The 15,664-nt window shown below is 40.8% G+C and carries 18 protein-coding genes; 17 read left to right on the top strand and 1 reads right to left on the bottom strand.

The features are described from left to right. Nucleotides 1–71 precede the first annotated feature (71 nt). From PHA78_RS07175 to PHA78_RS07140, 8 genes are all read left to right on the top strand, one after another. The gene (locus PHA78_RS07175; RefSeq protein WP_024376795.1) at nucleotides 72–959 is read left to right on the top strand and encodes a branched-chain amino acid ABC transporter permease; all 888 of its coding nucleotides are present in this window, start codon (nucleotides 72–74) and stop codon (nucleotides 957–959) included. A 2-nt stretch (nucleotides 960–961) separates the two neighbouring features. Next, complete coding sequence (locus PHA78_RS07170; RefSeq protein WP_099779814.1) at nucleotides 962–1,909, top strand: branched-chain amino acid ABC transporter permease; 948 nt, start codon at nucleotides 962–964, stop codon at nucleotides 1,907–1,909. Beyond that, the gene (locus tag PHA78_RS07165; protein ID WP_024376797.1) at nucleotides 1,909–2,673 is read left to right on the top strand and encodes an ABC transporter ATP-binding protein; all 765 of its coding nucleotides are present in this window, start codon (nucleotides 1,909–1,911) and stop codon (nucleotides 2,671–2,673) included. The genes PHA78_RS07170 and PHA78_RS07165 overlap by 1 nt, the downstream gene beginning before the upstream one ends. Next, nucleotides 2,673–3,383, top strand: coding sequence for an ABC transporter ATP-binding protein (locus tag PHA78_RS07160; RefSeq protein WP_002937288.1), 711 nt, complete (start codon nucleotides 2,673–2,675; stop codon nucleotides 3,381–3,383). The genes PHA78_RS07165 and PHA78_RS07160 overlap by 1 nt, the downstream gene beginning before the upstream one ends. Nucleotides 3,384–3,621: 238 nt before the next feature. Next, the gene (locus PHA78_RS07155; protein ID WP_024376798.1) at nucleotides 3,622–4,377 is read left to right on the top strand and encodes an epoxyqueuosine reductase QueH; all 756 of its coding nucleotides are present in this window, start codon (nucleotides 3,622–3,624) and stop codon (nucleotides 4,375–4,377) included. 83 nt (nucleotides 4,378–4,460) lie between these two features. Then, complete coding sequence (locus PHA78_RS07150; protein ID WP_272157900.1) at nucleotides 4,461–5,117, top strand: CBS domain-containing protein; 657 nt, start codon at nucleotides 4,461–4,463, stop codon at nucleotides 5,115–5,117. 575 nt (nucleotides 5,118–5,692) lie between these two features. After that, a complete protein-coding gene (locus tag PHA78_RS07145; RefSeq protein WP_105096611.1) occupies nucleotides 5,693–6,520 on the top strand; it encodes a hypothetical protein in 828 nt (275 codons plus the stop codon). 5 nt (nucleotides 6,521–6,525) lie between these two features. Then, nucleotides 6,526–7,797 (top strand): toxic anion resistance protein, encoded by a 1,272-nt coding sequence (locus PHA78_RS07140; RefSeq protein ID WP_024418529.1) that lies wholly within the window; start codon nucleotides 6,526–6,528, stop codon nucleotides 7,795–7,797. Between the two features lie 37 nt (nucleotides 7,798–7,834). Here PHA78_RS07140 and PHA78_RS07135 read toward each other — a convergent pair whose 3' ends face one another. Further along, entirely contained in the window at nucleotides 7,835–8,701 is an 867-nt protein-coding gene (locus PHA78_RS07135; protein WP_272157899.1) for a YitT family protein, read from the bottom strand. 174 nt (nucleotides 8,702–8,875) lie between these two features. Between PHA78_RS07135 and tmk the strand changes: the two genes are divergently transcribed. The 9 genes from tmk (at nucleotide 8,876) to PHA78_RS07090 (ending at nucleotide 15,449) form a co-directional block, all read left to right on the top strand. Then, nucleotides 8,876–9,514, top strand: coding sequence for a dTMP kinase (gene tmk, locus PHA78_RS07130; RefSeq protein WP_272157898.1), 639 nt, complete (start codon nucleotides 8,876–8,878; stop codon nucleotides 9,512–9,514). Continuing rightward, nucleotides 9,511–10,395 carry a DNA polymerase III subunit delta' gene (locus PHA78_RS07125; RefSeq protein WP_004298939.1) on the top strand — a complete coding sequence of 295 codons (885 nt, stop codon included), beginning with the start codon at nucleotides 9,511–9,513 and terminating at the stop codon, nucleotides 10,393–10,395. The genes tmk and PHA78_RS07125 overlap by 4 nt, the downstream gene beginning before the upstream one ends. A 19-nt stretch (nucleotides 10,396–10,414) precedes the next feature. After that, nucleotides 10,415–10,732: a DNA replication initiation control protein YabA gene (gene yabA / locus PHA78_RS07120; RefSeq protein WP_004298942.1), complete on the top strand. Its 318-nt coding sequence runs from the start codon at nucleotides 10,415–10,417 to the stop codon at nucleotides 10,730–10,732. 1 nt (nucleotide 10,733) lies between these two features. After that, the gene (gene rsmI / locus PHA78_RS07115; protein ID WP_099780001.1) at nucleotides 10,734–11,600 is read left to right on the top strand and encodes a 16S rRNA (cytidine(1402)-2'-O)-methyltransferase; all 867 of its coding nucleotides are present in this window, start codon (nucleotides 10,734–10,736) and stop codon (nucleotides 11,598–11,600) included. Between the two features lie 119 nt (nucleotides 11,601–11,719). Beyond that, nucleotides 11,720–12,811, top strand: coding sequence for a 3-phosphoserine/phosphohydroxythreonine transaminase (serC, locus tag PHA78_RS07110; protein ID WP_272157897.1), 1,092 nt, complete (start codon nucleotides 11,720–11,722; stop codon nucleotides 12,809–12,811). Next, a complete protein-coding gene (locus tag PHA78_RS07105; protein WP_044774993.1) occupies nucleotides 12,811–13,368 on the top strand; it encodes a GNAT family N-acetyltransferase in 558 nt (185 codons plus the stop codon). Before serC ends, PHA78_RS07105 begins: the two co-directional genes overlap by 1 nt. A 52-nt stretch (nucleotides 13,369–13,420) precedes the next feature. Then, nucleotides 13,421–14,602: a 3-phosphoglycerate dehydrogenase family protein gene (locus PHA78_RS07100; protein ID WP_272157896.1), complete on the top strand. Its 1,182-nt coding sequence runs from the start codon at nucleotides 13,421–13,423 to the stop codon at nucleotides 14,600–14,602. A 2-nt stretch (nucleotides 14,603–14,604) separates the two neighbouring features. Continuing rightward, the gene (locus PHA78_RS07095) at nucleotides 14,605–15,099 is read left to right on the top strand and encodes a methylated-DNA--[protein]-cysteine S-methyltransferase (RefSeq protein ID WP_272157895.1); all 495 of its coding nucleotides are present in this window, start codon (nucleotides 14,605–14,607) and stop codon (nucleotides 15,097–15,099) included. Further along, entirely contained in the window at nucleotides 15,096–15,449 is a 354-nt protein-coding gene (locus tag PHA78_RS07090; RefSeq protein ID WP_024379686.1) for an arsenate reductase family protein, read from the top strand. The genes PHA78_RS07095 and PHA78_RS07090 overlap by 4 nt, the downstream gene beginning before the upstream one ends. The last annotated feature ends 215 nt before the right edge of the window (nucleotides 15,450–15,664 follow it).

Genomic DNA, 15,664 nt, shown 5'->3' with positions numbered 1-15,664 from the left:
TTTTCAGAAAATTTTGTATAATGTAACAATGCTATTGAGCTCGAAAAATATTTAGAAAGATTGGTGAACCTATGCTTCAACAACTTGTCAATGGTTTGATTCTTGGTTCTGTTTATGCCCTTTTGGCCCTTGGTTATACCATGGTGTACGGAATTATCAAACTCATTAACTTCGCCCATGGTGATTTGTATATGATGGGTGCTTTTATGGGGTACTTCCTATTAAACAATTTAACTTTTATTGCAGATGGTGGAACGCGTTTCTTTGTTGCTCTCATTCTAGCGATGGTAGGGACGGCTATTCTCGGTGTCGTTATAGAGTTTTTAGCCTATCGTCCTTTGCGTAATTCAACGCGTATAGCAGCTTTGATTACGGCTATCGGTGTATCCTTCTTCTTGGAATACACTATGGTCAAATTCTTTACAGCAGACGTAAAAGCCTTTCCACAAGCAATCGAAGCTGTGACTTTTAACCTTGGTCCAGTTTCTGTTACCAATATCCAGTTGATTATTCTTGGTGTATCGCTTGTGTTGATGGTCGCTCTTCAATTAATTGTCAAACGTACAAAAATGGGGAAAGCCATGCGTGCGGTCTCTGTAGATAGCGATGCGGCTCAGTTGATGGGGATTAACGTAAACCGTACAATCAGCTTTACTTTTGCTCTTGGGTCAGCTCTTGCGGGTGCTGCGGGTGTTCTCCTAGGTCTCTACTATAACCAGATAGAGCCTTTGATGGGGATGACGCCAGGTCTGAAAGCCTTTGTTGCGGCAGTATTGGGCGGTATCGGTATTATTCCAGGTGCAGCACTTGGTGGATTTGTTATCGGTATTATTGAAACATTTACCTATGTGATTGAATTCGATACTTTCCGCGATGCGATTGTTTATGCTGTATTGATCATCATCCTCCTTGTTCGTCCAAGTGGTATTCTTGGTAAAAATGTGAAAGAGAAGGTGTAACCATGAAGCAAAATTTAAAAGTTAATGCAATTTGGTTGGCTATCTTATTGGCTGGTTTTGGACTTATTCAAGGTCTTGTATCAGCAGGGATTCTGAATTTTTACTACATCCAGATTGTTCAGCAAATCGGTATTCAAATTATCTTGGCAGTTGGTTTAAACTTGATTGTTGGTTTCTCAGGTCAATTTTCACTTGGCCATGCTGGTTTTATGGCTATTGGTGCCTATGCAGTAGGTATTCTTGGGAAAATGATGCCAACTTATGGTGGTTTTGCTATTGCTTTGATTGTTGGGATGTTAATCTCAGGTACAGTGGCTCTTTTAGTCGGTATTCCAACCCTTCGTTTGAAAGGTGACTACCTTGCCATTGCGACCCTTGGTGTTGCAGAGATTATTCGTATTTTAATTATTAATGGTGGTAGTGTAACGAATGGTGCAGCAGGTATTATGTCTATTCCACTCTTTACAAGCTGGCCTTTAGTTTATATTTTTGTAATCATCACAACCTTGGTAACAGTTAACTTCCTACGTAGTCCAATGGGACGTGCTACAATTTCTGTTCGTGAGGATGAAATTGCGGCAGAATCTGTAGGTGTCAATCCAACATTTGTTAAAGTTTCAGCCTTTGTATTTGGTGCTATGACGGCAGCCATTGCAGGTGGTCTCCATGCAGGATACGTTGGGACAATTGTTCCGAAAGACTTTGCCTTTATGACCTCCGTTAACGTTTTGATTATCATTGTATTGGGTGGTTTGGGCTCTATCACAGGTACCTTTGTAGCAGCCATTGTACTTGGTATTTTGAACGTATTCCTCAAGAGTTACTCTGATATTTCAATGATTATCTATTCATTAGCTCTTATTCTCTTGATGATTTTCCGTCCTGGAGGTCTTTTGGGAACTAAGGAATTCAGTGTAGCGGCTCTACTCAAGAAGAAGGAGGTTAAGTAATGGCATTACTTGAAGTAAAAGATTTAACCAAGAACTTCGGTGGCCTGACTGCCGTTGGTGACGTGACCATGGAACTTCATGAAGGAGAATTGGTTGGTCTTATCGGTCCAAATGGTGCTGGTAAAACGACTCTTTTCAACCTCTTAACAGGTGTTTATGAGCCAAGCGAGGGGACAATTTCTCTTGCAGGGACTATTTTGAACGGTAAAGCACCATCAAAAATTGCTTCGCTTGGTCTTGGTCGTACTTTCCAGAATATTCGTTTGTTCAAAAATATGACCGTTTTGGAAAATGTTTTGATTGGTCTTGGCAACCATGGTAAATCAGAAGTATTTGCAAGTTTCTTCCGTCTTCCAGCCTTCTACAAAAATGAAGAAGAATTAAAAGCAAAAGCAATTGATCTCTTGAAGATTTTTGATTTGGATGGCGATGCAGATACATTAGCTAAAAATCTTCCTTACGGTCAACAACGACGTTTGGAAATCGTTCGTGCCCTTGCGACTGAACCAAAAATTCTTTTCTTGGATGAGCCAGCGGCTGGTATGAACCCACAAGAAACGGCAGAATTGACCCAACTCATCCGTAAAATCAAAGAAGAATTTGGCATTACTATCATCTTGATCGAACACGATATGAGCTTGGTTATGGAAGTGACGGAGCGGATATACGTATTGGAGTACGGTCGTTTGATTGCCCATGGTACACCAGAAGAAATTCGTAATAATAAGCGTGTAATTGAAGCCTACCTTGGAGGTGAAGCTTAATGGCAATGTTAGAAGTAAAAAATCTTTCCGTTAACTACGGTGTTATCGAAGCTGTTAAAGATGTTAGCTTTGAGGTTAATGAAGGTGAAGTTGTAACACTTATCGGCGCTAATGGTGCTGGTAAAACCTCTATCCTTCGTACTATTTCAGGACTTGTTCGTCCATCAGCTGGAACGATCTCTTTCCTTGGAAATGAGATTCAAAAAGTTCCTGCTCGTAAAATCGTAGCGGACGGTTTGTCACAAGTTCCAGAAGGTCGACATGTCTTTGCAGGCTTGACCGTTATGGAAAACTTGGAAATGGGTGCTTTTCTTCGCAACAATCGTGAAGAAAACCAAGCAAACTTGAAAAAAATCTTTGCGCGCTTCCCACGTTTGGAGGAGCGTAAGAACCAAGATGCCGCTACCCTTTCAGGTGGTGAGCAACAGATGTTGGCCATGGGACGTGCCCTAATGAGTCAACCAAAACTCTTGCTCCTTGACGAGCCGTCAATGGGCTTGGCTCCAATCTTCATTCAAGAAATTTTTGATATCATCCAAGATATTCAAAAACAAGGAACAACTGTCCTCTTGATTGAGCAAAATGCCAACAAAGCCCTTGCTATCGCAGATCGTGGCTATGTTCTAGAAACAGGAAAAGTTGTCCTCTCAGGAACAGGAAAAGAACTCCTCGCCTCAGAAGAAGTCAAAAAAGCATATCTGGGTGGTTAAAACGTGGGTAACCCCACGTTTTAAGTTGGAAATGGGAAACGCCGGCAGGCGTTTTTCTTTATTTCAAGGTCCGGGGGACCTTTTTAGGTTGGAAATGAGAACCGCCGGCAGGCGTTTTTCTTTATATCAAGGTCCGGGGGACCTTTTTAGGTGGAAATGGGGAGTGTTCTCTCATGTTATTGCTATCTATGCAGTGGTCTTCAAATATAGTATAATGAATGTATATTTGGAGGTTTGTATGATTAAAGTTGAAGAGATTTTATCGACTCTATCACCGAATCAAAAGGTTAACTATGATAAAGTGTTTCAAAAAATGGCAAGCACGTGGCAGGAAGCTGGGCTTCGACCGAACATTCTCATGCATGTCTGTTGTGCCCCATGCTCGACCTATACATTGGAGTACTTGACTCAATATGCAGATGTAACCATCTATTTTGCGAATTCCAATATTCATCCAAAGGCGGAGTACCAGCGGCGGGCAGCCGTGACGGCCCAGTTTGTCAAAGAATTTAATCAGAAAACTGGACAGTCGGTAGGCTACCTAGAAGCTGACTATAGCCCTCAGGAATTTTTCAAGAAAACTCAGCATCTTGCCAATGAGCCAGAGGGAGGAGATCGGTGTAAGGTTTGCTATGATTATCGGTTGGATAAGACTGCGGAGAAGGCAGTTGAGCTTGGTTTTGACTATTTTGGTTCGGCTTTGACAATCAGTCCACATAAGAATTCGCAGACCATCAATGCTGTTGGGATTGAGGTGCAGAAATTATACGATACCCAGTATCTTCCGAGTGACTTTAAGAAAAATGGAGGCTATCAGCGTTCAGTTCAAATGTGTGAAGAGTATGACATTTATCGCCAGTGCTATTGTGGCTGTGTCTATGGAGCTAATGCCCAAGGTGTCAATCTCGTACAGGTAAAAAAAGAAGCCTTGGAATTTTTAAAAACGCACAGAGATTATTCCCACATTCCTTTCAAGGTATTGGATAAGAATTGATTTTCATTTCTTTTCATTAAATATTGAAATCGTTTTCGGATTTGTGGTATAATAAAGTATGATTTACCAAAGGAGGAAGTCCTATGTCAGTTAAAGATTTTATGACCCGTAAAGTTATTTATATTTCACCAGATACAACCATTGCACACGCTGCAGATATTATGCGTGAACAGGATTTGCACCGTCTACCTGTTATTGAAAATGATAAGTTGGTTGGTTTGGTCACTGAGGGAACGATCGCAGAAGCTAGTCCATCGAAGGCAACTAGCCTATCTATTTACGAGATGAACTACCTTTTGAATAAGACTAAGGTCAAGGATGTGATGATTAAGAACGTCATTACCGTTTCTGGCTATGCCAGTCTAGAAGATGCAGTCTATCTCATGTACAAAAACAAGGTCGGTATCTTACCAGTCGTGGATAATGGTCAACTCTATGGAGTTATTACTGATCGTGATATTTTTGCAGCTTTTCTTCATGTCTCAGGTTATGGAGAAGAAGGAGTACGCGCTCGGTTCCTTGTTGAAAATAAGGCAGGGGAGTTAGAAAAAATTATTCGATTGGTGGCAGATAAGGATTATAATATTGTATCTACTGTGCAACTTGCTACCAAGTCTGGAAAAGTTGTCATCGAAGTGCAGATTGACGGAAAAGTTGATGTTGAAGAAGTTCGAACTCTTTTCGAGGGTGCAGGTATCCAAGTGGATAGCTTGGTTCCGACTGTTGCTAAAAACATTTAAAAACCGAGATTTCTCGGTTGTTTTCTTTAGCTATCATTCTAGTATTTTAGGGGAATGGGAGTGGGAAAGAACTCAACCATTCATAGAAGAGTTCGTCAACAAGTCTTTATTTCTAGTTGTTGAGCTGAAACAGTCTATTCCCAGACTGTTTCACTCCCACCCCCGCATAGTTCCAACTGTCTGGGGGACAGTTGGAAGTTGGAAATAGAGCGAACAAAGTTCGCTACAAAACTGTCTGGGGGACAGTTGGAAGTTGGAAATAGAGCGAACAAAGTTCGCTACAAAACTGTCTGGGGGACAGTTGGAAGTTGGAAATAGAGCGAACAAAGTTCGCTACAAAACTGTCTGGGAGACAGTTTGAGGTTGGAGATAAGGCGAACTCTGTTCGCATCAGTCGTAGTGGTTAGATTTGGAGTGTAAAACACGAATTGCTGAGATTTGCTTCGCAAATCCTATCTCCAACCTTTAACAGTCCACTGGACTGTTAAACCCAATCAACCACTGCGCTGAGATGTTGACACTAACTTTGAGAAGCGGTGCTGGGCTTTTTGCCCAGCCTCGTATGAGGAGGCTCTATGGGGCACAAATATAAAAAGTATAAGAAATATGGTAAAAATAATTCAGGACTTGTGGCCCTTCTTGTTTTATTAGCAATTGGTTTTGTCATGAGTTTCTGGTATATCTTATTGCCCATTGGGCTCTTAATTGGCTATTTTTACAAGAGAGAGGCTATCCAGCGTTTTTTGAATAGAGATTCTATAAAACGCTTGCAGGTATTAGCGCTATCTATTCGTTCGGGCTATGAAAAGCATCAAGAGCTCTTGGTGGAAAAGGGTGAGGATAAGGTTGTGTTACAGTTGCGAAACAGACTGTTAGGACAATTATTTGAATTAGATCAGCTCTATCAAAAAGTTGGAAAATATCTGAATGGATATGAAAGTAAAGAAGTTGTAGATACCTTGCAACTAAAATATCATTTAAATCTGCCAGAAGCTAAAACAGAAAAAAATACTGACACACAGTTTTCTACTGGTGGTAATGCTGTGATGGATGAACAAGGCATGATAGCGGATTTAGCTCCTGAAATTCTAGAAACCTATTGTAATATTCAAAGAGACAATCTTGTTATTCTTGAAAAGCTGGAAAAGGCGACAGATAAGCGGGAAGAATTGGCAGCTATACATGAGGCCAATATGAATCGGTTTAACGATATTTTACAGGGGTATTTGAAAATCAAAAAATCACCGAAAGATTATTTTAACGCAGAAGAACGATTGGTGCAGGCAAAATCAGCCATGGAAATGTTTGATAAGGATTTGGATGATACCATCAAACAATTTAACGAAGCGGATATGAAAGATTTTGAAGTCAGTCTGCGTATGATGAAAAGAGAAGAGGAATAGAGAAGATGTCAGGATTTAATTTCGATATTGATCAGATTGCTAATAATAGTTTATCAACCAAAGATAAGACAACAGAGCTTATTCAAGCGACTCCGACTGGAGATAATTCAAAAGTGTCTTTCTTGGCACAGTTGACACCGGAACAACAAACAGGTATTCGTGCCAAGGCTCCCCAATTGGTGGATAATTTCTTAGCTAATCAAAATGCCCTCTTGGATTTTGGTAAGGAAGCGGTAGAAGAAGTCAATGCCACGGTCAATCATATTTTGTCAGAACAGAAGAAGATTGAAATTCCACAGGTGGATGAGCTTTTGGCCAATACCAACCGTGAATTGAATGGTTTTGTGGCTAAGTATAAGGACATTTCTACAACTGCTGAATTAGAAAAGAAACCAGGTTTCTTCCAGCGCTTGTTTAAGCAGACCAAAAATGATTTGCAGGAATTTTATTTCGATTCGCAGACCATTGAAAAGAAAATGGATAGTATGGCAGCCAGCGTGGTCAAGCAAGAGGAAGTCTTGTCCCGCAATATTGTATCAGCGGAGCTCTTGATTGAGAACAATACCAAGTCTATTGAAAATCTAGTTGGCGTGATTGCCTTTATCGAGGCGACTGGTCAAGAGGCTGCCCAGCGAGCAAAAGCAGAGCAAGAACGCTTGGCAGGTCTGCAACCAACTACGGTAGATTATCAAGTAGCTTCTGAGAAGTTGGCACGTGTAACAGAGGTTGCTAATATCCTCGAACAACAACATTCTGAGTATATGAGTCGCTTGTATGTCGCGTGGACAACGACACCGCAGATGCGTAATCTGGTCAAGGTTTCTTCGGATATGAAACAGCGCCTTGGGATGTTACGTCGCAATACTATTCCAACAATGAAATTGTCCATTGCACAGTTGGGCATCTTACAACAATCTATCAAGTCTAGCCAGACGGCAGATGCGATTGTCAATGCTAATAATGCTGCCCTTCAAATGCTTGCGGATACATCAAAAGAAGCCATCCCGATGATGGAACGTACAGCTCAGAATCCGACCCTTTCAGTAGCATCTGTTACCAAATTGGCAGAAAGTTTGGTTGCCCAAAATAATGGCATTATTGCAGCTATAGATGAAGGGCGTCAGAAACGTCGGGAGTTGGAAGCAGCTATTGTACGGTCAGCAGAGACTATCAACGATTCTGTTAAGCTACGTGACCAAAAAATCATTGCTGCTTTGCTGGAGCAAGGCAAAGAAGCACAGTCTGAGGCAGAGCAACCACTTGAAACCAATCAATAATATAAAACCTGCAGTTCAGCGAAACTGCAGGTTTTATTTAATGGCGTTCTAGTGGTTTTTTATCTCGATCTAAAGTAAATCCCTCACCGAGTACTTCATGTGCGTCTGTAATGGTGATAAATGCGTGGGGGTCAATGCGGTGAATAAGCTCCTTCATCTCTTGGAGTTGGCTCTTATATATGACCGAGTAAATCATGTTGACATCGGCTTTGCTGTAGAAACCTTGTGCTTTGATAAAGGTGACACCACGCTCGATTTCACAATCAATAGCCTGAGCCAATTGGTCAGATTTTTGAGAAACAATCATAACACCCTTGCTACCATATCCGCCCTCTGTAACAAAATCAATCATTCTAGAAGCAATTGTCAGCATCATTAAGGTATAGAGTACGGTACGAAGGTCTTTAAAAACAATAACAATCAGAGTTAGGATGAGGATGTCAACTGCAAGAATGATTTGTCCAATGGAGTAAGGTAGGAATTTATGACCTATACGAGCAATAATATCGCTTCCCCCAGTCGTTCCGCCAGCACGGAAGATGGTTCCTAAACCTAGTCCCATAAGAATCCCACCAAGGATACTAACGAGTATCAAATCTTGTTGTAGATTGATTGAAAAATGGATTTTTTCAAAAATGGCCAACCAAAAGGTAACGCTAAAGGTTCCTAAGATACTGAGATAGAGAGTCTTCTTACCGAGTATTTTCCACCCGAGGATGAACAATGGAATATTAATCACAATGTTCATTATCCAAGGTTGAATATGAAAAAGGTAGTAAATAATCAGCGTCAATCCAGTTGCGCCACCCTCGAATAGACGATTGGGCATGATTAAATAATTTAGCCCAAAGGCAAATAGCCCTGCACCAAGCAAAATAAGTAAAATATTTTTCAAACGAACCATAAGCACCTCCGAATATGTGTATATATCAATTTTAAAAGATTTTCTCCTTAAAAACAAGTCAATTTTCAAGTGATTTTTTGGCTAATTTTTGGTAAAATGGAATGAATATCTAAGAACCAGTCTTCATAAGTGAAGTGCTGAACTGTGCATACTGGTACTAAGAGCGAGGGAAAGATGAGAAACGGTTTTTTTATTACATTTGAAGGTCCAGATGGGGCAGGGAAAACAACGGTATTGCAACAGTTATTGCCAGCCTTGCAGGAATTGGGGCCAGAAGTAGTCACAACTAGAGAGCCAGGTGGGGTGGCGATTGCAGAAGAAATTCGCAATATTATTCTGAATCCTGAAAATACAGCGATGGATGATAAGACGGAGCTGTTATTGTTCATTGCAGCACGACGTCAGCATTTGAAAGAAAAGATTCTTCCACCCTTGGCACAGGGGAAATTGCTCTTGATTGATCGTTTTATCGATTCCTCTATTGCCTATCAAGGATTTGGACGGGGTTTGGATATAGATGACATTCATTGGCTCAACCAGTTTGCAACAGATGGTTTAAAGCCAGATTTAACCCTCTATTTTGATATTGATACAGAAGAGGGGCTGGCTCGAATTGCCCGCAATGCTGACCGTGATGTGGATCGCTTGGATATGGAAAAAGCAGATATGCATAGACGGGTGCGTCAAGGCTATCTTAGTATTTTAGAGCAGGAACCAGAGCGGTTTGTAAAGATTGATGCCAGCCAGCCACTAGAGGCTGTTGTTGTAGATGCTCTGGCGGTCATTAAGAAACGGTTTGCAGAAAGAACATGAAGATTGAAGAACTTAGAAACTTACAACCCAATGTATTTCAACGCTTTGTGACAATTTTAGAGCAGAGACGTTTGGCGCATGCCTATCTATTTTCAGGTGACTTTGCTAGTTTTGATATGGCAATTTTTCTCAGTCAATCGTTATTTTGTCAGGAGAAAGAAGGCGTCCTTCCTTGTCAGAAGTGTCGGTCTTGTCGTCTAATTGAAGCAAATGAGTTTTCAGATCTTACTGTTATTGCACCGCAGGGAAATGTTATCAAAACAGATACGATACGTGAATTAGTTAAGAATTTTTCACAATCTGGATTTGAATCCAATAAGCAGGTTTTCATTATTCGTGATGCTGAGAAAATGCATGCTAACGCAGCCAACTCTTTGCTAAAAGTAATTGAAGAACCTCAGTCAGCCATTCACATCTTCTTATTGACCAATCAGGAAGAAGCTGTCCTTCCTACTATCAAGAGTCGGACACAGATTATAGGTTTTCCTAAAAATATTCCGGCCATGGAGCGAATGTTAGAAGAGGAGGGCTTGTTAAAAACACAAGCGAATCTCTTAGCTCAACTGGTTTCAAGTCAAGAAGAAGCGAAAAAGTTAGCAGAAAATAAAAACTTTTTAGATTTAATGGGACAGGCAAAGAAATTTACGGACTTGCTCTTGGTGGAGCCTACACGTGCATATTTGCAAGTTGGAATCCTAGTGTCTTTAGCTGTGGAAAAAGCTGAGCAGGGGCGTTTGTTTGACCTTCTGAGTCTGATATTATCTGAGAAAATGATGGAATCGGCAAATGTACGTGAAAAAATGGATGCTGTTCTTAAGGCTAAGAAGATGTGGCAGGCAAACGTAAGTCTACAAAATAGTCTAGAGTATATAACTCTGTAAAATAAAAGAAAGGGAGATAATGGATAAAAAAGAAATTTTTGATGCCCTAGATGATTTTTCGCAGAATCTTCTAACCACGTTGGCAGAAGTGGATGCTATCAAAAAGCATTTACAGGGAGTTATTGATGAAAATACGACCCTCCGTTTGGAAAATTCCAAGTTGCGCGAACGTTTGGAAAAAGATGATAAGACAGGCCATAAATCTTCCAACTTTGGTAAGGAGAATTTGGAGAATATTTACGAAGATGGTTTCCATATTTGTACCTTCTCTTATGGTCAACGTAGGGATAATGATGAACCTTGTATGTTCTGTGTAGAATTATTGAATCGAGATTAGGATGAAAGTACAAAAATCATTTAAGGGACAGACGAGTTTTGGGACGTTATATCTGGTGCCAACGCCTATTGGAAACTTACAGGATATGACATTTCGAGCTGTTCAGATTTTGAAAGAAGTGGATATAATTGCAGCGGAAGATACGAGAAACACAGGACTCCTACTCAAACATTTTGAAGTAGAAACCAAGCAAATATCCTTTCATGAACACAATGCCCATGAAAAAATTCCAGTTTTGATTGATTGGCTCAAATCTGGTCAGTCCATTGCGCAAGTTTCTGATGCAGGCCTGCCTTCCATTTCGGATCCTGGTCATGATCTGGTAGGGGCAGCGATTGCGGAAGATATTCCTGTTGTAGCACTTCCAGGAGCATCGGCGGGAATTACAGCCTTGATTGCATCTGGTTTGGCACCCCAGCCACATATTTTTTATGGATTTTTACCGAGAAAAGCGGGGCAGCAAAAAGAATTTTTCCAAGAAAAAAAGACCTATCCTGAGACGCAAATTTTCTATGAATCTCCATATCGTGTGGCAGATACCTTAGAAAATATGTTGACAGTTTATGGTGATCGTCAGGTAACGGTTGTTCGAGAATTGACCAAGTTATACGAAGAATACCAGAGAGGAAGCATTTCAGAAATAGTAGCCTATTTAGAAGATCATGCTCTCAAGGGGGAATGTCTGATTATTGTGGCAGGTGCTTCTGAAGAAGACTTGGTTGAGTCAGTGAAAGAAGTGGACCTGATTGCCCAAGTAGAAGAGCGAATTGCAGCAGGCCTCAAGCCTAATCAGGCTATCAAAGAAGTGGCCAAACGCTACCAACTCAAAAAACAAGAAGTATACGATATATATCATGGACTAGGCTAATGCTTGGTCTTTTTGGTTTTTAGGTATTTTCCGTACCTTTTCTGAGAACTCAGCATATTTTATGGAATTGTCTGAATATTTGTGATATAATGAACAGACTAACTTAATGGAGGGATTTTATGACAATCTACAACTTCTCTGCAGGTCCTGCAGTATTGCCAAAACCAGTGCTTGAACGTGCTCAAGCTGAATTCTTGGACTACAATGGTTCGGGAATGAGTGTTTTGGAGATGTCCCATCGCTCCAAGGACTTCGATGATATTATTAAAGGTGCTGAAGCGACGCTTCGTGAATTGATGGCTATTCCTGATAACTACAAGGTGTTGTTCTTACAAGGTGGAGCATCTTTGGAATTTACCATGATTCCTCTCAACTTTGCCCAAGGTAAAAAAGCCTACTATCTTGTCGGTGGCTCATGGGGTAAAAAAGCCTATACTGAGGCTGTGAAGCTGTCTAAAACAATTGACTTTGAACCAATCTTGCTTGGCTCTACAGAAGATATCACCTATGCAGAATTGCCAACCTTCGATAAAAATGATATCGATCCAAACGCTGCCTATGTACATTTGACAACCAACAATACCATTGAAGGTACAGCTGTTTACGATATTCCAGATACCAACGGTGTTCCAGTTATTGGTGATATGTCTTCAAACATCTTGGCGGCTCGCTACAATGTGGAAGACTTTGCCATGATTTATGCAGGTGCTCAGAAGAACATTGGTCCAGCTGGAGTAACAGTTGTCATTGTGCGTGAGGATTTCCTCAACGACCAACCAATGCTTTCAAGCATGTTGGATTACCGCATTCAAGCAGAAAATGACTCTCTTTATAATACACCGCCAGCTTACTCTATCTACATTTCTAAACTTGTCTTTGAATGGGTCAAGGAAATCGGTGGTGTGGACGAAATGGAAAAAATCAACCGTGAAAAATCTGGTTTGCTTTACGATTACATTGACGCGTCAGCTTTTTACAGCAACCCTGTTCGTAAAAAAGAAGAGCGTTCAGTAGCGAACATTCCTTTTGTCTCACCAAGTGAAGAATTAGATGCTAAATTTGTCAAAGAAGCAACAGCAGCAGGTTTTAAAAACATCAAAGGTCACCGTTCAGTAGGCGGTATGCGGGCATCCCTCTACAATGCCTTCCCACGTCAAGGTGTGGTTGAATTGATTGAATTCATGAAAAAATTTGCAGCGGAGAATGTTTAATGGAAATTAGATTAGCACATCCAAATGAGATGGAGGCTATTGTCGATATTCTTGAAGATGCTCGTGCATTTCTAGCAACCTCCGGTATCAATCAATGGCAGGGAGAGTATCCAAATAAAGAGGATATCTTTGATGACATTCTTTCTGGCAGAGGTTACGTTGGTCTAGTTGACGGTAAGGTGGCAGCTTATGCCGCCGTTCATCGTGGTCAAGAAGCAGAATATGAGGCCATATATGAAGGAAAATGGCAGCACAATCATCCTGTATATACAACATTTCATAGAATTGCAGCAGCTGACGAATTTCGTGGTCAAGGAATCATACAAACTTTTTTGCAAGGTTTAATTGAAGGTCAAAAAGGACCGGATTTCCGCTGTGATACCCACGAGCAGAATAAGACAATGCAGCACATTCTAAAAAAATTAGGCTATGTCTATTGTGGTAAGGTCCCAATAGATGGAGAACGTCTAGCCTATCAAAAAATCAAGCACAAGAGCGAGCGAAGTCTTTACCAGGAAATCAGTGAAGACGACCGTTGGCTACTCGGAAATAATTAATGAAATAAAGAAAGTCAGGCGGCAGCTATTCCGCCTTTTTAGGTAAAAATAAATGGTATATAGCGTACGTACTTTTAACAATATTAACCAAGTTGGTCTTAAGGAATTAGGCAATAAATTCCAGATTGACGGAGATCATGCAGCAAATCCAGATGCCTTTATCATCCGTTCTGAAAACTTGCATGGCTTTGATTTTCCCGAAAATCTGAAAGCCATTGCCCGTGCAGGAGCAGGGACTAATAACATTCCTATTGAGGAAGCTACTGAGAAAGGGATCGTGGTCTTCAATACTCCAGGAGCCAATGCCAATGCCGTAAAAGAAGCGGTTATTGCCTCTATCCTTTTGTCTGCCCGTGACTATATCGGAGCGACTGCATGGGCAAATACATTGTCAGGAGATGATGTACCTAAGCAGGTTGAAGCAGGTAAGAAGCAGTTTGCTGGGACAGAAATTTCAGGTAAGACTCTTGGTGTTATCGGACTTGGTGCTATCGGTGCCCGCATTGCTAACGATGCCCGCCGTCTGGGAATGAATGTTCTCGGTTACGATCCTTATGTATCGATTGAAACGGCTTGGAGCATTTCCAGCCATGTCAAACGTGTGGATGATTTGAAAGAAATCTTTAGCAACGCGGATTACATTACTGTCCATGTTCCTTTGACAGATAAGACACGAGGACTCTTCAATGCAGATAGCTTTGGTCAAATGAAGAAAGGAACGACTTTGATTAACTTCGCCCGCGGTGAGTTGGTCAATAACGCTGACCTGTTTGAAGCTATCGAAGCAGGAGTTATCAAGAACTACATCACTGACTTTGGAACAGAAGAAGTGCTCAACAAGGACAACATTATCGTCTTCCCGCACGTTGGTGGGTCAACAGAAGAAGCGGAGCTCAACTGTGCCATTGCGGCTGGTCAGACCATTCGCCGTTTTATGGAGACTGGTGAAATCATCAACTCAGTCAATTTCCCAAATGTCAAACAGTTCTTGGATGCTCCCTATCGGATTACTCTCATCAACAAAAACATTCCAAACATGGTGGCAAAAATCACCACAGCCGTGTCTGAATTGGGCATCAACATTGACAATATTATCAACAAGTCAAAAGGTGACTATGCTTACACCTTGTTAGACTTGGATGAAGCAGATAAGGCAAAGATTGATCAGTTAGTTGCTAACTTTGAAGCGACCGATGCAATTGTCAAAGTGCGTGTCATTCAGAATAAAAACTAATCATGCTGTATAAACAAATCTATCACAGTCCACTTGGGCCTATGTCCCTTGTTGCTAGTGATAGGGGCATGCGCGGAGCCTGGTTTGAGGACCAGAAGTTTTTTGAACGAGGCTTGAATGAGAAAGCTATTTTAGCCCCCCATCCCATTTTAGACCAGACCAGTCTCTTGCTGGATGCTTATTTTTCAGGTGAGGAGGTGGATTTTACTAGCCTGCCTCTTGAAGCTATTGGGACTGAATTTCAGGAAAAAGTCTGGGCTTTATTGAAAGAAATCCCTTATGGTCAGACGACTAGCTATGGGCAACTTGCCCAGCAACTGGGCCTTCGTTCTGGTCAGGCAGTTGGTGGAGCGGTTGGGCGCAATCCTTATTCTATTATTGTTCCTTGTCACCGAGTTCTCAATCAGAAAGGACAGTTGACAGGTTATGCAGGTGGACTGGATAAGAAAATCTGGCTCTTGCAACATGAAAATCCGAGATTTGAGGTGAAGAAATGATCTTATTTTATGAATATCCTAAATGTTCGACTTGTCGGGCAGCAAAAGCAGAGCTGAATAGTTTGGGCTTGGAATTTGAAGCTATTGACATTAAGTCAACACCGCCTAGTGCTGAAGAGCTAAAAGCTTGGATGGAAGCAACAGGTCTTGAATTGAAAAAGTATTTTAATACTTCAGGAAATAGTTACCGCGAACTTGGTCTGAAGGATAAATTTGACAGTTTGACGGTGGATCAAGCATTAGACTTATTAGCTAATGATGGTATGCTGATTAAACGTCCTCTCTTGATTCAAGATGGAAAAATCTTACAGATTGGCTATCGCACAAAATATGAAAATCTCGGCTTATAAGGTCGGGATTTTTTTATTGACTATAAAAGTCTAAATAAAAGGCAATAGTTACCAATCATGAAATGAGTATAAATAGACATAATAAATATATATGAAAACTATATATATTTGTATGATTGGAACCAAGAAAATTTCAAAGACTTTTTCAGAAATCTCTGCAAAACTGCTGAAAAAATTGTATTTGCATATATATATATATATATATATCAGTGGAA

Source organism: Streptococcus sp. HN38, from assembly GCF_028335765.1.
Taxonomy (GTDB): domain Bacteria; phylum Bacillota; class Bacilli; order Lactobacillales; family Streptococcaceae; genus Streptococcus; species Streptococcus suis_P.
Note: the sequence above shows the minus strand (reverse complement) of the source record. Positions and strands in the feature narration are given on the sequence as shown.

Bases quoted from the DNA above. Each gene is read 5' to 3' on its own strand.
- PHA78_RS07175 (WP_024376795.1), top strand. From the start codon at position 72: ATGCTTCAACAACTTGTCAATGGTTTGATTCTTGGTTCTGTTTATGCC.
- PHA78_RS07170 (WP_099779814.1), top strand. From the start codon at position 962: ATGAAGCAAAATTTAAAAGTTAATGCAATTTGGTTGGCTATCTTATTG.
- PHA78_RS07165 (WP_024376797.1), top strand. From the start codon at position 1,909: ATGGCATTACTTGAAGTAAAAGATTTAACCAAGAACTTCGGTGGCCTG.
- PHA78_RS07160 (WP_002937288.1), top strand. From the start codon at position 2,673: ATGGCAATGTTAGAAGTAAAAAATCTTTCCGTTAACTACGGTGTTATC.
- PHA78_RS07155 (WP_024376798.1), top strand. From the start codon at position 3,622: ATGATTAAAGTTGAAGAGATTTTATCGACTCTATCACCGAATCAAAAG.
- PHA78_RS07150 (WP_272157900.1), top strand. From the start codon at position 4,461: ATGTCAGTTAAAGATTTTATGACCCGTAAAGTTATTTATATTTCACCA.
- PHA78_RS07145 (WP_105096611.1), top strand. From the start codon at position 5,693: ATGGGGCACAAATATAAAAAGTATAAGAAATATGGTAAAAATAATTCA.
- PHA78_RS07140 (WP_024418529.1), top strand. From the start codon at position 6,526: ATGTCAGGATTTAATTTCGATATTGATCAGATTGCTAATAATAGTTTA.
- PHA78_RS07135 (WP_272157899.1), bottom strand. From the start codon at position 8,701: ATGGTTCGTTTGAAAAATATTTTACTTATTTTGCTTGGTGCAGGGCTA.
- tmk (WP_272157898.1), top strand. From the start codon at position 8,876: ATGAGAAACGGTTTTTTTATTACATTTGAAGGTCCAGATGGGGCAGGG.
- PHA78_RS07125 (WP_004298939.1), top strand. From the start codon at position 9,511: ATGAAGATTGAAGAACTTAGAAACTTACAACCCAATGTATTTCAACGC.
- yabA (WP_004298942.1), top strand. From the start codon at position 10,415: ATGGATAAAAAAGAAATTTTTGATGCCCTAGATGATTTTTCGCAGAAT.
- rsmI (WP_099780001.1), top strand. From the start codon at position 10,734: ATGAAAGTACAAAAATCATTTAAGGGACAGACGAGTTTTGGGACGTTA.
- serC (WP_272157897.1), top strand. From the start codon at position 11,720: ATGACAATCTACAACTTCTCTGCAGGTCCTGCAGTATTGCCAAAACCA.
- PHA78_RS07105 (WP_044774993.1), top strand. From the start codon at position 12,811: ATGGAAATTAGATTAGCACATCCAAATGAGATGGAGGCTATTGTCGAT.
- PHA78_RS07100 (WP_272157896.1), top strand. From the start codon at position 13,421: ATGGTATATAGCGTACGTACTTTTAACAATATTAACCAAGTTGGTCTT.
- PHA78_RS07095 (WP_272157895.1), top strand. From the start codon at position 14,605: ATGCTGTATAAACAAATCTATCACAGTCCACTTGGGCCTATGTCCCTT.
- PHA78_RS07090 (WP_024379686.1), top strand. From the start codon at position 15,096: ATGATCTTATTTTATGAATATCCTAAATGTTCGACTTGTCGGGCAGCA.